At 48.0% G+C, this 15,014-nt stretch carries 18 protein-coding genes; 16 read left to right on the top strand and 2 right to left on the bottom strand.

From position 1 onward, the window contains the following. Positions 1–16: 16 nt before the first annotated feature. From CWE23_RS06655 to CWE23_RS06665, 3 genes are read left to right on the top strand one after another with little or no spacing between them, the layout of a single operon-like run. On the top strand, positions 17–1,162 hold the full coding sequence (locus CWE23_RS06655; RefSeq protein ID WP_126819804.1) for a dicarboxylate/amino acid:cation symporter: 1,146 nt from the start codon (positions 17–19) through the stop codon (positions 1,160–1,162). Beyond that, a complete protein-coding gene (locus tag CWE23_RS06660) occupies positions 1,143–2,828 on the top strand; it encodes an FUSC family protein (protein ID WP_126819805.1) in 1,686 nt (561 codons plus the stop codon). Before CWE23_RS06655 ends, CWE23_RS06660 begins: the two co-directional genes overlap by 20 nt. After that, entirely contained in the window at positions 2,821–3,132 is a 312-nt protein-coding gene (locus CWE23_RS06665; protein WP_105307637.1) for a putative signal transducing protein, read from the top strand. The genes CWE23_RS06660 and CWE23_RS06665 overlap by 8 nt, the downstream gene beginning before the upstream one ends. Here the strand turns inward: CWE23_RS06665 and CWE23_RS06670 are convergent. Continuing rightward, positions 3,056–3,373 (bottom strand): GIY-YIG nuclease family protein, encoded by a 318-nt coding sequence (locus CWE23_RS06670; protein WP_105307636.1) that lies wholly within the window; start codon positions 3,371–3,373, stop codon positions 3,056–3,058. The genes CWE23_RS06665 and CWE23_RS06670 overlap by 77 nt on opposite strands. A 74-nt stretch (positions 3,374–3,447) precedes the next feature. Here CWE23_RS06670 and gloA point away from each other — a divergent pair, with 74 nt between their 5' ends. Next, a complete protein-coding gene (gene gloA / locus CWE23_RS06675) occupies positions 3,448–3,999 on the top strand; it encodes a lactoylglutathione lyase (protein ID WP_126819806.1) in 552 nt (183 codons plus the stop codon). Here the strand turns inward: gloA and CWE23_RS06680 are convergent. Beyond that, entirely contained in the window at positions 3,979–4,476 is a 498-nt protein-coding gene (locus CWE23_RS06680; RefSeq protein WP_105307634.1) for a protein tyrosine phosphatase family protein, read from the bottom strand. The two genes, gloA and CWE23_RS06680, sit on opposite strands and share 21 nt — an antisense overlap. A 63-nt stretch (positions 4,477–4,539) precedes the next feature. On the opposite strand from CWE23_RS06680, the gene CWE23_RS06685 reads away from it, so the two are divergent. The 12 genes from CWE23_RS06685 to atpG all read left to right on the top strand — a co-directional run bounded on the left by CWE23_RS06685 (position 4,540) and on the right by atpG (position 14,972). Next, positions 4,540–4,995 (top strand): flavodoxin domain-containing protein, encoded by a 456-nt coding sequence (locus tag CWE23_RS06685; RefSeq protein WP_126819807.1) that lies wholly within the window; start codon positions 4,540–4,542, stop codon positions 4,993–4,995. A gap of 445 nt (positions 4,996–5,440) precedes the next feature. After that, a complete protein-coding gene (gene mnmG, locus CWE23_RS06690) occupies positions 5,441–7,336 on the top strand; it encodes a tRNA uridine-5-carboxymethylaminomethyl(34) synthesis enzyme MnmG (RefSeq protein WP_126819808.1) in 1,896 nt (631 codons plus the stop codon). A gap of 9 nt (positions 7,337–7,345) precedes the next feature. After that, positions 7,346–7,990, top strand: a complete 645-nt coding sequence (rsmG, locus tag CWE23_RS06695; RefSeq protein WP_126819809.1) for a 16S rRNA (guanine(527)-N(7))-methyltransferase RsmG — start codon at positions 7,346–7,348, stop codon at positions 7,988–7,990. A 50-nt stretch (positions 7,991–8,040) separates the two neighbouring features. Further along, a complete protein-coding gene (locus CWE23_RS06700; RefSeq protein ID WP_105307630.1) occupies positions 8,041–8,829 on the top strand; it encodes a ParA family protein in 789 nt (262 codons plus the stop codon). A 23-nt stretch (positions 8,830–8,852) separates the two neighbouring features. After that, entirely contained in the window at positions 8,853–9,743 is an 891-nt protein-coding gene (locus CWE23_RS06705; RefSeq protein WP_105307629.1) for a ParB/RepB/Spo0J family partition protein, read from the top strand. A 214-nt stretch (positions 9,744–9,957) separates the two neighbouring features. After that, positions 9,958–10,305: an ATP synthase subunit I gene (locus CWE23_RS06710; RefSeq protein ID WP_241970556.1), complete on the top strand. Its 348-nt coding sequence runs from the start codon at positions 9,958–9,960 to the stop codon at positions 10,303–10,305. Between the two features lie 12 nt (positions 10,306–10,317). Then, on the top strand, positions 10,318–11,115 hold the full coding sequence (gene atpB / locus CWE23_RS06715) for a F0F1 ATP synthase subunit A (protein ID WP_105307627.1): 798 nt from the start codon (positions 10,318–10,320) through the stop codon (positions 11,113–11,115). A gap of 66 nt (positions 11,116–11,181) precedes the next feature. Next, the gene (gene atpE, locus CWE23_RS06720; protein ID WP_053954488.1) at positions 11,182–11,436 is read left to right on the top strand and encodes a F0F1 ATP synthase subunit C; all 255 of its coding nucleotides are present in this window, start codon (positions 11,182–11,184) and stop codon (positions 11,434–11,436) included. Positions 11,437–11,473: 37 nt separating this feature from the next. Then, positions 11,474–11,944, top strand: coding sequence for a F0F1 ATP synthase subunit B (atpF, locus tag CWE23_RS06725; RefSeq protein ID WP_105307626.1), 471 nt, complete (start codon positions 11,474–11,476; stop codon positions 11,942–11,944). Positions 11,945–11,961: 17 nt separating this feature from the next. After that, a complete protein-coding gene (gene atpH, locus CWE23_RS06730) occupies positions 11,962–12,495 on the top strand; it encodes a F0F1 ATP synthase subunit delta (protein ID WP_105307625.1) in 534 nt (177 codons plus the stop codon). A 14-nt stretch (positions 12,496–12,509) separates the two neighbouring features. Next, positions 12,510–14,051: a F0F1 ATP synthase subunit alpha gene (gene atpA / locus CWE23_RS06735; RefSeq protein ID WP_105307624.1), complete on the top strand. Its 1,542-nt coding sequence runs from the start codon at positions 12,510–12,512 to the stop codon at positions 14,049–14,051. Between the two features lie 54 nt (positions 14,052–14,105). Then, on the top strand, positions 14,106–14,972 hold the full coding sequence (atpG, locus tag CWE23_RS06740) for a F0F1 ATP synthase subunit gamma (RefSeq protein WP_105307623.1): 867 nt from the start codon (positions 14,106–14,108) through the stop codon (positions 14,970–14,972). The last annotated feature ends 42 nt before the right edge of the window (positions 14,973–15,014 follow it).

Below are 15,014 nucleotides of genomic sequence, written 5' to 3' on the forward strand. Positions count from 1 at the left end.
CCTTTAGGAATACAACATGAAGCTGATCATCAAACTTATCGCCGGCATTCTCGCCGGTATCGTTATCGGTTTATACGCCCCTGACTGGGTTAGCCGGCTGCTGTTAACCTTTAAAGATTTGTTCGGGCAGTTACTGTTTTTCACCATCCCATTATTGATTCTCTTTTTTATCACCAGTGGCATTGCCAGCCTGCCGAATAATTCTGGAAAACTGTTGGGTAAAACGTTGGGGGTTGCCTACTTATCGACGCTCTCTGCCGGTATTCTGGCCTTCTTTGTGGCCAGTGCGATAGTGCCTATGTTGAGCGCGGACGCACAGTCGGTTACTAACGAAGCCAATGCCAGTTTAGCGCCATTTATCACGCTTGATATCCCACCGCTGATGAGCGTGATGTCAGCACTGGTACTGGCGTTTATTTTCGGATTAGGCATCGCTGCAACTCAGGCCCAGCAACTTAAAACCTTGTCTGATCAGGGCCGCGATATCATTGAGCAATTGCTGGCTAAAGTCATTATCCCGTTATTGCCGTTTTATATTGCCGGCGTATTTACTGAAATGGCCGTCGCCGGCACCGTGTTCGAAACACTGAAAACCTTCGGCATCATCCTAATTATGGCTGTGATTCTGCATTGGGTTTACATCACCACTATGTTCGTTATCGCCGGCATCAAAAGCCGTCAGTCGCCACTGAAGCTCATAAAGAACATGTTACCGGCTTATTTTACCGCGCTAGGCACCATGTCGAGTGCAGCAACCATTCCGGTGACCCTGCAGAGTGTCCGTAAAAACCAGGTCGACAATAACGTCGCGAACTTTTCTGTGCCTTTGTGCGCGACCGTTCATCTGGCTGGCTCAACCATTACGATCGTCAGTTGTACCGTGGCTGTCATGGTACTGCATAACGCCTTAGCGATTCCGTCATTCCTCACGGTATTACCCTTTATCATGATGCTGGGCGTTGTCATGTTGGCAGCACCGGGTGTTCCTGGCGGAGCGGTAATGTCAGCCGTTGGTCTGCTGGGCTCCATGCTTGGATTCGGCGAGACCGCAATTGCGCTAATGATTGCTCTCTACATGGCACAGGACAGCTTTGGCACCGCCTGTAATATTACCGGTGACGGTGCCATCGCGGTACTCATTGATGACAGCAGTAAAGGCTAAATTTGCACAATTAGGCTTCGACTACACAAGATTCCGGTTTGGCTTCCGAACCGGGATCGCCGCTTGTTTATCACTTGTCTTTGCCTGGGCGTTAGGGCTGGAACATCCTCAATGGTCCGCTATGACCGTCTGGGCAGTATCCCAACCCACCCGTGGCTTACTTCTGGAAAAAGCCGCCTATCGGATCCTTGGCACGCTGCTGGGCACCGTTGTCGGTATGTTGCTGGTGGTCACCACCGGTAATGACATCATTTTCATGGCGCTGGGCTTAACAGCTTGGGTTGGTTTGTGCGTGTATATCGGCAACCTGTTACACGGTCTGGTTTCCTATGGTGCCATTTTAGCCGGCTACTCAGCATCCATGGTGGTATTACTGACGCGCACTCCCGATGCCCTTTTACCGCTCGGGATTGACCGTTTACTCACGGTCTTTGTCGGCGTCATGACCGCCTTACTGATCGGTTGGTTATTTACCTATTCACGTGCCGAACAGTCGTTGGTTAACCAGTTTCGACGCCAAACCGCAGAAAACCTCCGCATTCTTGCACAAGCGTACAAAACCGGTTCATTACAACAACTGAATAGTTATGATCGGATATCACAATTAGCCCACCTGGAGGCACAGCTGATCGAACACGGTACCGGTTCACCCTCAGCACATCAGTCAGCAAAAACCATACGGCGCATCCTCAATGCACAACTGGGTTTATTTGCTCAACTTGAAAACAAAGGAGTGATTCAGTCAAAAGAAATGAGTGAACACTTACTTACCTGTTCCAAGTCGCTGATTGACAATCGTTCGGAGCAAATTCGTAACGCCCTGGGCAATTTTCTGCAACACGTCGAACACGCCGCCCTGCTGCCTTATTTTAAGGAGTTCGTAGAAGCCTCTTATGCCCGCTTGGAATTCCGTGATACTGGCAAGACGGCGCGCTCAGTGCGAAAACTCTCTATATTGTTACATCGTGACTGGCGGGGAGCTCGCCAAGCTGCCTTGCGCACACTGATGGTTATGACCCTGATCAGTGTCGCCTGGGCGTATACTGGTTGGTTTCAGATGGCCTATTTGCTGTTAGGTGCATCCGTCATGCTAACGTTGTTTTCTACCAGTGAAAACCCGGCCAAAACCATGTACTACGTTTTTATCGGGCAAAGCTTCGGCGCGTTAACCGCGTTATTCGTGCAAGCCTTTATTTGGCCTCACGCAGATTCTATTCTTGCAATGGTATTGTGGTTGATGCCAATCATCCTATTTGCCGGCTTCCCGATGGCACACAACCGAACCGCTAACGGCGCCATGGATTTCAATCTGGTTTTTCTGTTGCTCATGCAACCGGCATTACACTATCAGTTTGAGCCACTCCAGGCGATCAGCATCGCCTTGGCCGTTATCGCTGCACCGATCCTCGCTTTGATCAGTTATCGATTGCTGTTTCCAACCAATTTGCGCAGTCGCCAGCAACAACTCATTCAGGCTCTGGAAGGCGACTTACACCAACTGCAGACGCGCACTCTCAGCAACAGTCAACGACAGCGCTATAAAGCCCGGTTGTATCACCGGCTCTTTAAACTCTATCAAATGGCTGACAAACTGGGCACCAAAGATAAACTGGCCTGTACGCGCTATTTGCTAAGGGTTCAACATCAGGTGGCAGAACATGAGTGATGAATGGCTTACCGTCTATTATGCGGCTAACCCACTGGAAGCACAGCTGCTAAAAGGGTTGCTGGAGACGCAACAGATCACGGTTAGGATGACTGATAACGGTATGGTTGGCGGGATAGGCGAATTGCCTGCCGACGCCATCGAAACACCGCTCAAGGTTCAGGCTGAACAGTATGAACAGGCACGTAAAATATTGACCAACTATGAGCAAGATCGACAACTCGAGATTACCTGTCCTCACTGTCAGGAGACAAACTTCTCAAATTTTGAGGTATGTTGGCAGTGCGGCAAAGATCTCGCTTAACCGTCGCTGGCAAGCGTTTAACCGCGTACTCCCTGGCAGCCGCCGCTGATCGATTACCATGTTGTTCGAGATAAGCCAGTTTCACCGGGCGGCGCACCTGCGTGTAACGCGCACCGCCTTTAATGTCGCCGTTGTGCTGTCGCAATCTGCGCGAGATGTCAGTGGTGATGCCGCAATACAAGCTATCATCTGCACAACGCAGTAAATAAACGAACCAACGTCCTTCTTCAGTTACAGTCACTGCTTGAAAGTCTCTGTCTTTAACCCAATAGCTGTATCATACCCTAATCATACGAAAGCCGTTAAGGAGCGACAATGAGCCGACATTTTGATCAAGCAGAAGGATTGTCTGAACAGCACGATCCAGAAACCCATCAGTACGTGTTTAACCAAACCATGATGCGAATTAAAGATCCTAAACGATCTCTGCAATTTTACAGCGATGTCATGGGCATGACGCTGGTTAAGCGACTGGATTTTCCTGAGATGAAGTTTTCGTTGTACTTTATGGCTGCGCTATCGCCGGAACAAAGAGAACAATGGTCAAAAGACCATGATGAGCGCATCAAGCAAACGTTTTCCCGGCCAGCGATGCTCGAATTAACTCACAACTGGGGTGACGAAGATAACGAAGCACTGTCATTTCACAGTGGTAACAGCGAACCTAAAGGCTTTGGCCATATCGGTTTTGCGGTACCTGACATTGATACCGCCTGCGAGCGTTTCGAGAAACTTGGGGTAGCCTTTCAAAAACGGCCGGCTGACGGCAACATGAAAGGTATCGCTTTTATTAAAGATCCCGATGGCTACTGGATCGAGATCTTTACTCCTGAGCGCTTACCTGAGTTACTCAGCGAGCATCTCTGATACTTTTTGCTCTAACGACGTCATACCGTGCTGGCGGCCAATGTCGAGCGCTTGCTGCGCTGACAGGCCGTCAAGCCAGGCCGCCCGCAACGCGAACAACGCCCCAACTCGGTTAGCCGACGCACAATGCACCATAATTCGTTTGTCGGCATGCATTAACAGCAGCCTATCCAACGCTCTGGCGTTGGCAAAAGTAACCCCTTTTGAACCGTCTACCGGCACATGATAAAAAGCAATGCCGGCCTTGGTGGTCCATTCCGTTTCGTTACTGCCTGCCATTTCCTCAACCGACAACAAACTGATCACAACGTCGCCACCCTGCTCGGCAAATTCTGTTATGTCGCGTTGATCCGGAGTACCCATGACCCATAACCGCTCACTGACTTGTTTCGGCGCTTCAATACCCTGTGACCAGGCACTCAATGAAAATAACATCACCAGCAATCCCGTGCAGGCGACAAACAATGATTTATGCATAATAAAACTCCTGTAAGATGACGTTTTATACTACTAACTTAAGCATAAAACAGATTATAAGCCATGACTTCATTACAGATATTAGTCGGTACCACTTCCGGCAACACAGAATACCTGGCAGACCATGCTGCCGAACTGATCAAACAACAGCTTCAGATAGAGGTTGAATTACACTACGAACCGGACTTATCAGAGCTTGATCAAAGCCAACCGTGGCTGGTCTTTATTGCCAGCCACGGCGCCGGTGATTATGCCGATTCGATGCTGGACTTCTACGATCAGATCCAGCAAATCACTGAACTTAAGTCGTTTCCCTATGCGATCGTGGCGATTGGCGAATCCTGTTACGACACATACTGCGCCGCTGGCCGGGACCTCGATAAACGGCTTGCACAATTAGGCGCTCATCGTCTGTGCCAAGGATTAGAGATCGATATGCTGGAAGATGACCCCGAACAGGCCGTCGAACAATGGTTGCCCAATTGGATCGAAGCACTGCGATCCTATACACAAAAATGATCAGTGGGATTAGGGCGCCGACGCCATGATCCTCGATCCTATCCACGGGGTTATGCACAGTAGCGCAGGCCTGTGATTAGATCAGGTATAAGATCACTTAAGGGCTGTCGTCGGCATGGGTATATGTTTGGGGATAACTTGGGTTGTGTATAAACAGGTGACTTATCCACGATCTATGATCCCAGCTTAAGGGATCTTACACACACTTTTTGATCGTTCGCAAAGCGAGATAAATAAAGCTCTGCAGCGATCTATTCACAGATATCCCCAAGCTAAAAGAAGTAATAATAAAAGATCTATAAAGATCAAATACTGATCTTATTTAGATCCTTTCTCAGCAAAGTGTAAAAATACAGATGCGCAAAAAATAACCTTTTCGATCTGAGTCAATTCACGTTAAAATACTCGGCTCGATCAAATCCTTTAACGCCATAGGTTCTGCTTAATGTCACACACCTCAAGTCAACAATTTGATGTTATCGTTGTCGGTGGAGGTCATGCCGGTACAGAAGCTGCCCTCGCCGCAGCTCGTATGGGCAGTCGTACGCTGTTACTCACGCATAATATTGATACCTTAGGGCAAATGTCCTGTAACCCAGCGATTGGGGGTATTGGTAAAGGCCATCTCGTCAAAGAGATCGATGCCTTAGGCGGGATCATGGCAAAAGCAGCGGATCGTGCAGGTATCCAATTTCGCACCCTCAACTCGTCGAAAGGCCCGGCAGTCCGGGCTACCCGAGCGCAGGCCGATCGCCAGCTTTACAAACAAGCCATTCGTTACGCGTTAGAAACACAGCCAAATCTCACGTTATTTCAGCAAGGCTGTGACGATCTGATCGTTGAAAACGATCGTGTCTGTGGCGTTGTTACCCAAATGGGCCTTAAATTTTTAGCCAATAATGTGGTACTAACCGTTGGTACCTTCCTTGGCGGCCAAATCCATATTGGTTTAGATAATTACCAAGGCGGTCGTGCAGGTGATCCGCCGGCTAACGCGTTAGCAAAACGATTGCGAGCATTGCCGTTACGCGTAGAGCGCTTAAAAACAGGTACACCACCCCGTATTGCCAGTAGCTCCGTTGATTTTTCGGTGATGCAGGAACAGCCTGGAGACAATCCGACGCCCGTATTTTCGTACATGGGTTCCCAAGCGGATCATCCCCGGCAAATATCTTGCTATATAACCCATACCAACGAATCAACCCACGATATTATTCGATCCGGACTTGATCGTTCGCCCATGTATTCAGGCGTTATCGAAGGCGTTGGTCCACGTTACTGTCCATCGATAGAAGATAAGATCGTCCGTTTTGCCGATAAAGCGTCGCATCAAATTTTTGTTGAACCTGAGGGGCTGGATACGTTCGAGCTCTACCCAAATGGTATTTCAACCAGCTTGCCGTACGACGTTCAGGAACGTTTGGTGCGCTCGATACGCGGTTTTGAACATGCCGTAATTACGCGTCCGGGCTACGCCATCGAGTACGACTATTTTGATCCTCGGGATCTGAAGCAGTCGCTCGAAACCAAAGTTATCGAAGGACTGTTTTTTGCCGGTCAAATCAACGGCACCACAGGTTATGAAGAAGCCGGTGCGCAAGGGCTTATCGCTGGTCTTAATGCCTCATTGCGAGCGCAGGGTAAAGACAGTTGGTCACCGCGTCGTGACCAAGCATACACAGGCGTATTGATCGACGATCTGTCAACCTTAGGTACGCAAGAACCTTATCGTATGTTTACCTCGCGGGCAGAATACCGATTACTATTGCGCGAAGATAATGCCGATATTCGATTAACTGAAAAAGGCCGTGAGCTTGGCTTGGTCGACGATGAGCGCTGGGCCGCTTTCAATACCAAAATGGAAGCGATCGAGCAGGAAAAACAGCGCCTCAAAGAAACCTGGGTGCATAAAGACCATGAACAAGTGGACAGCATTAATGCGTTAGTAAAAAGTCCTATTACCAAAGAAGTTAACGGTGAAGAACTGCTACGGCGTCCTGAAATTCATTACCGTGATTTGGTTAACACCCCCTTCTTTGCGCCAGGGCTCAGTGATCCTGCTGCAGCTGAACAGGTTGAGATACAAACCAAATACGCCGGTTATATTTCTCGCCAACAGGATGAGATCGCTAAACAACAGCGTCATGAGAACACGTTATTGCCAAGCAATTTCGACTACGCGTCGATAAAAGGCTTGTCCAATGAGGTTATTGCAAAATTAAATCAACACCAACCGGAAACCGTCGGCAAAGCGTCGCGCATTTCAGGCATAACCCCGGCAGCTATTTCAATGTTGCTCGTGCACCTGAAAAAACAAGGACTGTTGCGCAAAAGCGCGTAAGGAATCATCGTGAAAGCATCGTTAAAGGCGTTGTTGCAACAAACGCAAAGCAACGAATTGTTGTCGCTTGATGACAAGCGATTGGATTTGTTGGTGCAGTTAGTCGAACAACTGGATAAATGGAACAAAGCGTACAACTTGACCAGTGTTCGTGATCCTAAGCAAATGTTAAGTCGGCATATTGTTGACAGCCTGGTCGTCAGTCCCTTCTTACAAGGTGAACGGTTCATTGATGTCGGCACCGGACCGGGACTACCTGGGCTACCACTTGCTATCGCTAACCCGGACAAAGCGTTTGTTCTGCTCGACAGTTTAGGCAAACGAATTCGTTTTATTCGCCAAGTTTGTCACCAACTTAACATTACTAACGTAACGGCAGTGCAAAGTCGTGTAGAAGATTTTACCGAACACAGCCATTCGTTTGATGGTGTATTAAGTAGAGCCTTTGCCTCGCTTAATGATATGCTGAATTGGTGCGGCCATTTACCGAAAGTAGAAGGTAAATTTTACGCATTAAAGGGGCAATACCCTCAGCAAGAGCTGGACGAATTATCTCAGCAGTATAAGATTGATCAGATACAGCGGTTACAAGTACCTGGTATCGACGGCGAGCGACACATTGTCATCATCTCGCCGGCACACAGTTCGTCTTAGCACATTTCTTCTGGGCAAGAAATCCGATAACGATAAGAGGTTGAATACCCGTGGCGACTACCATTGCGATAGCGAATCAAAAAGGCGGCGTAGGCAAAACCACGACGGCTGTTAATTTAGCGGCTTCGATGGCGGCGACGCGGCGTAAAGTATTGTTGATTGACCTGGATCCGCAAGGCAATGCCACTATGGGCAGCGGCGTCGACAAGTACGACGTCGAAAACACCGTGTACGAACTGTTGGTGGATGAAAAACCTGTTAAAGACGTTGTTGAGACGGAAACCAATGGCAAATACCATTTGATCGCCGCCAACTCTGACGTAACAGCGGCGGAAATAAAGCTGATGGAATTTTTCGCCCGCGAAGTCCGATTACGTAATGCCCTCAAAGCGGTGCAGGACGATTATGATTTTATTTTCATTGACTGCCCTCCTTCACTTAACCTGTTAACGGTTAACGCAATGGCGGCAGCCGATTCGGTACTGGTACCGATGCAATGCGAGTATTATGCTCTGGAAGGTCTGACAGCGTTGATGGAGACCATCAGACAATTGGCTGACGTGGTTAACCCTGGCTTAGCCATCGAAGGCATATTGCGAACCATGTACGACCCTCGTAATCGTCTGGCCAATGACGTTTCTGAGCAATTGAAACAGCATTTTGGTGATAAAGTGTATCGCACGGTGATTCCACGTAATGTTCGATTAGCGGAGGCGCCGTCGTTTGGCGCTCCAGCCATGTACTACGACAAGTCTTCAACCGGTGCAAAAGCTTATTTATCATTGGCTGGTGAATTAATTCGCCGGTCTGAGCAGCGAGCAAACGCGGAAGTTAGTTAATGTTTAAGGGAAAAATATAACCTATGTCAGCTAAAAAACGAGGACTCGGACGCGGGCTCGACGCCTTGCTGACCAGTAATACAGCAAATCAGCAAAAGCACAGTCAACAAAGTACTGAGGCCGCTGAAATTGCTGTCGATAAAGGTGAACTGCAAAAATTGCCCATCGAGCAATTAAAACCTGGCCGTTACCAGCCGCGCAAAGACATGTCGCCGGAAGCTTTGGAAGATCTCGCTGCTTCGGTAAAAGCCCAGGGCATTATTCAACCTATCGTTGTACGCCCGGTTGCTGATGACCAATACGAAATCATTGCCGGTGAGCGACGCTGGCGGGCCGCTCAGTTAGCAAAACTTGATGTGGTTCCATGTCTGATTAAAGAAGTGGCTGATGAGGCTGCTGTCGCTATCGCACTGATTGAAAATATTCAGCGTGAAGATTTAAATGCGATGGAAGAAGCGACCGCATTGCAACGCCTGCTCGACGAGTTTCAGATGACTCACCAGGATGTCGCCCAAGCTGTCGGTAAGTCACGCACAACGGTCACCAACTTATTGCGGCTGAATAATCTTGAACCCGGTGTGAAGACGTTGCTAGAACGAGGTGATATCGACCTGGGTCATGCTAAGTTGTTGCTCGCACTACAAGGCGAGCAACAAACGGATGTGGCGCAACAAATCGTCGCGAAAGATTTAACGGTACGCGAATCCGAAAAGCTGGTTCGTAAAACCCTAGAACCCCCTAAAGAACAGGAAAAACCTCAGCCGGATCCTGATATTGAACGTCTTCAGACACAACTTGCTGAGACCCTTGGTGCCAAAGTAGCGATTAATCATGGTCGCAAAGGTAAAGGCAAAGTGGTCATTAATTACACCAGTCTGGATGAGCTGGACGGTATCCTTTCACACATAAAATAACGACGCCGACTAAGTTACTGTAGCCGTTGTAGAACTTTTGTTAAATGGCATTAAAAACAACGGCTGTAGGCAAATTTGTTTGCAATTAACGGGCAGATCTTTATACTAGCGCGAGTTTCATAGTGGCTGTTTATTGCGCCATAAAATTTATGACCAATGACCTAAGGTAATACGTGTGGTTCAGTCAATGACCCGAGTGGGTAGACAACTGGCTTTGAAAACCATTATCTGTCAATTGGTCGTTGTCGCTCTGCTGACCGTTGTCATCGCATTGAGCGTTAGTGGAACCGCTGCAGTAGCCGTTGTGTTCGGTGGATTAGCAGCTGTTGTTCCTAATGCCCTGTTTGGTGCTATCGCGTTTTTACACGCCGGAGCCAGGGCTAACCAGAAAGTTGTGAAAAGTTTTTTTGTAGGAGAAGGTATTAAGCTCGTGCTGACCGCAGTACTCATCAGTGCACTTTTTCTACTGACAGATTTTAATTCAGTGTGGCTTATGAGCGGCTTTGTTGTTGCTGTTATTTCACAATGGATTGCGCCAATTTCATTTTTAAAATCAACGTAACTGGGAAACAACATGGTAAGTGGAGAGCAAACTCCGACTCAGTATATTCAACACCACCTTCAAAACTGGACGGTCGGTGAAGGATTCTGGGCGGTAAATGTCGATACTATCTTCTGGTCCGTGTTACTGGGTGTGCTGTTTCTGTGGAGTTTCCGCAGAGTAGCAAAAAAATCCTCTGCGGGGGTACCTGGTAAATGGCAATGCTTTGTCGAAATGATTGTCGAGTTTGTCGACAACAGCGTCAAAGAGTCCTTTCACGGTAAAGATAAACTTATAGCACCTTTAGCCTTAACCATCTTTGTCTGGATCTTCCTGATGAACCTGATGGATTTGGTGCCGGTAGACTGGTTGCCAACGGCAGCTATGTATACGGGCTACTGGTTAGGGTTTGTTGATGATCCGCACGATGTGTACTTCAAAGTCGTTCCTACGACGGACTTGAACACCACATTTGCATTGAGTTTGAGTGTTTTCGCTCTGATCATCATCTACTCAATCAAATACAAAGGCCTTAAAGGTTTCACCAAAGAACTGACCCTGAACCCGTTTAACCACTGGTCTCTGATTCCGGTCAACTTTGTGCTGGAGAGTATTACTCTGTTAGCGAAACCAGCGTCACTGGCGTTGCGTTTGTTCGGTAACCTTTATGCCGGCGAATTGATCTTTATTCTAATTGCAATGATCGGCTTCTGGCAGTTGCCGGCGCACTTTGCATGGGCTGTGTTCCACATCCTGGTCATTGTATTGCAAGCATTTATTTTCATGATGTTGACCATCGTTTATCTGAGCATGGCATCGTCTGAACACTAATTTTTTTATCAAAAAGTTTTTGTTTTACTTTTTAACTTTAAATCTACTGAAAAACTGGAGAAATCAATGGAAACTGTAGTTGCTTTTACTGCTATCGCTGTATCAATCATGATCGGTCTTGCTGCACTGGGTACAGCACTTGGCTTCGGTATGCTGGGTGGTAAATTCCTTGAAGCTGCCGCTCGTCAACCTGAATTGGCACCACAGCTGCAAGTTAAAATGTTCATCGTTGCTGGTCTTATCGATGCTATCGCTATGATCGGTGTTGCGGTTGCATTGTTGTTCACGTTCGCAAACCCGTTCTTAACTCAGTTAGGCTAAGCGCGATTCGACGGTCACCAGATAAAGGAGGTCCGTTGTGGATATCAACGCAACTATAATTGGACAATCGATCGCGTTTGCAGTGTTTGTGTGGTTCTGCATGAAGTTCGTGTGGCCACCGATCATTAATGCCATCGAAGAACGTCAGAAGAAAATTGCTGACGGTCTGAATGCGGGCGAACGCGCTCAAAAAGATTTAGAAAAAGCCCAGGAAGACATTGCTGAACAGCTGAAAGAAGCGAAGCAGCAAGCGGCTGAAATCATCGAACAGGCGAAAAAACGTGGCGCTAAGATCGTTGAGGAAGAAACTCAACGTGGTCATGAAGAACGTGAAAAAATCGTTGCGGCTGGTCATGAGGAAGTCACTGCTGAACGTAACCGTGCACGCGAAGAATTGCGTAAACAGGTTGCTGTTTTAGCCGTTACTGGCGCTCAGAAAATCATCGAGCGTGAAATTGATAAAGACGCTCACAGTGACATCGTTGAAAAACTGGTCGCTGAACTTTAATTAAGGGGTTAGAGCTTATGTCAGAACTGACTACGGTCGCTCGCCCTTACGCAAAAGCAGCTTTTGATTTTGCTTTAGAACAGGGAGCGCTCGATAAATGGGCCGAAATGCTCGAATTTGCTGCCGCGGTAGCGAAAGACGAGACCATGGCGTCATTTTTGAGTAGCTCCGCTACTGTTGGTAAGACAGCTGAGGTGTTTATTGGCGTTTGCGGCGACGAGCTCGACGATAGCGCGAAAAACTTCATCAGAGTTATGGCAGAAAACGAACGTTTAACTGCCCTGTCAGCAGTCAGTGAGCTCTATCAGACGTTCCGTGCTGAATACGAAAAAGAAGTCGAAGTTGATGTGACTTCTGCTGTTAAGTTGCTCAAAGCGCAACAAACAGAACTCAGTAAAGCACTGGAAAAACGTCTGCAACGCAAAATTAAGCTGAACTGCAGTGTCGATAAGTCCATTCTTGGTGGACTCGTTATTGAAGCAGGTGACACGGTAATCGATGGCACCTTGCGCGGCAAGCTGGATCGGCTTGCCTACGCACTGCAATCCTAATTGGGGACTTGAGCATGCAATTGAATTCAAATGAAATCGCAGAACTGATCAAACAGCGAATTGAGAAGTTCGAAGTCACCAGCGAAGCTCGCAACGAAGGTACCATCATGTCCGTACAGGACGGTATCATTCGCATTCACGGCCTTGCAGATTGTTTGCAGGGTGAGATGATCGAGCTACCTGGTAATCGTTACGCTATCGCACTTAACCTTGAACGTGACTCGGTCGGTGCGGTTGTTATGGGCCCATACGCTGACCTTCAGGAAGGCGTAAAAGTAAAATCAACTGGTCGTATTTTGGAAGTACCAGTGGGTGAAAAACTGTTGGGTCGTGTAGTAAACACGTTGGGTCAGCCAATCGACGGTAAAGGCCCAATCGACGCCGATCGCTTCGAGCCAGTAGAAAAAATCGCTCCAGGTGTTATCGATCGTCAATCCGTTGATGAGCCTGTGCAAACAGGTTACAAATCCATCGACTCGATGATTCCAGTTGGCCGTGGTCAGCGTGAGTTGATCATCGGTGACCGTCAGACCGGTAAAACCGCGTTGGCCGTTGACGCCATCATCAACCAGAAAGATTCTGGTATTAAATGTGTTTACGTCGCCATCGGTCAGAAAAACTCAACAATCTCTGCGGTTGTTCGCAAGCTTGAAGAGCACGGTGCGTTAGAAAACACCATCGTTGTTGCTGCATCAGCTTCTGAATCAGCAGCACTGCAATACCTGGCAGCCTACTCTGGTTGTACCATGGGTGAGTTCTTCCGTGACCGCGGTGAAGACGCGTTGATCGTATATGATGATTTGTCTAAGCAAGCGGTTGCTTACCGTCAAATCTCATTGCTGTTGCGTCGTCCGCCAGGCCGTGAAGCATTCCCGGGTGACGTTTTCTATCTTCACTCACGTCTGCTAGAGCGTGCTGCTCGAGTTAATGCTGACTACGTTGAAAAATACACCGACGGTAAAGTGAAAGGCAAAACCGGTTCATTGACCGCTCTGCCAATCATCGAAACTCAGGCCGGTGACGTATCTGCATTCGTACCAACAAACGTTATCTCGATTACTGACGGTCAGATCTTCCTTGAAACTGACTTGTTTAACTCAGGTATTCGTCCTGCGGTTAACGCCGGTATCTCGGTATCTCGTGTTGGTGGTGCTGCACAGACTAAAATCATCAAGAAGCTTGGCGGCGGTATTCGTCTTGCCCTTGCTCAGTATCGCGAATTGGCTGCGTTCGCGCAGTTCGCATCAGACCTTGATGAGTCAACACGTGCTCAGTTGGAACACGGTCAGCGTGTTACCGAACTGATGAAGCAGAAACAGTACAAGCCAATGAGCGTGGCTCAGATGGCAGTGTCAATTTACGCCGTAGAAAAAGGCTTCCTGAAAGATGTAGCGATCGACAAAATCATGGATTTTGAAGAGTCGTTACAATCGTTCATGGCAAGCGAATATGCTGAGCTAATGGCGGAAATTAACAATACTGGCAACTATAACGACGACATCGATGCCCAATTGAAAGCAGCGCTTGAAAAATTCAAGCAAACGCAATCTTGGTAATCGCAGTTGGCCGCGCAAGCGGCCATTTGTCGTTGAGTTAACAGGAGAATCGTCATGGCCAGCGGTAAAGAGATAAAAACTCAGATCTCGAGTATCGGTAATACTCAGAAGATCACCAGTGCTATGGAAATGGTTGCTGCGTCTAAAATGAAAAAGGCGCAGGAACGGATGGAAGGTAACCGTCCGTATGCTGAAACCATTCGCAAGGTGATTGGTCATGTGGCGCGCGGTAACTTGGAATATCGTCATCCGTTTATGGAAGAGCGACAAGTTAAACGCGTTGGGTACATTGTTATTTCTACCGACCGCGGTTTGTGTGGTGGCTTGAACGCAAACGAGTTCAAAGCTGTCGTTAAGCACGCTAACGAGTGGAAAGAACAAGGTGTCGAATCGGATTTTGCTGCCATTGGTAGTAAAGCAACCGGCTTCTTCAAACGTTTTGGAGGCAAGTTGCAGGCGCAAGTATCGGGCATGGGTGATAAACCAGAACTGAAAGAAATTACCGGTTCGGTTCAAGTCATGTTGGATGCTTTCGAAGAAGGCAAAATCGATCGTCTTTACGTTGTGTTTAACAAATTTGTGAACACAATGACCCAATCGCCGACCATTCATCAATTGTTGCCATTGCCGCAATCAGAATCGGACGAAGAAGTACAGGCAGGTAGCTGGGATTACCTGTATGAGCCGAACCCCGAGAGCATTCTCGATACATTGATTCGCCGCTTCGTAGAGATGCAGGTGTACCAAGGTGTCGTTGATAACTTTGCCAGTGAGCAAGCCGCTCGGATGATTGCTATGAAGGCTGCAACGGATAACGCCGAAGAGCTGATTGATAAACTTCAGCTGCAATACAATAAGGCGCGTCAGGCGGCAATCACGCAAGAAATTTCGGAAATCGTGTCCGGCGCCGAAGCGGTATAACGCGGCAACGGTTAACAGAATTGAAGAGTTAGAGGATTAGTC

The organism is Idiomarina aquatica, assembly GCF_003987185.1.
GTDB lineage: Bacteria > Pseudomonadota > Gammaproteobacteria > Enterobacterales > Alteromonadaceae > Idiomarina > Idiomarina aquatica.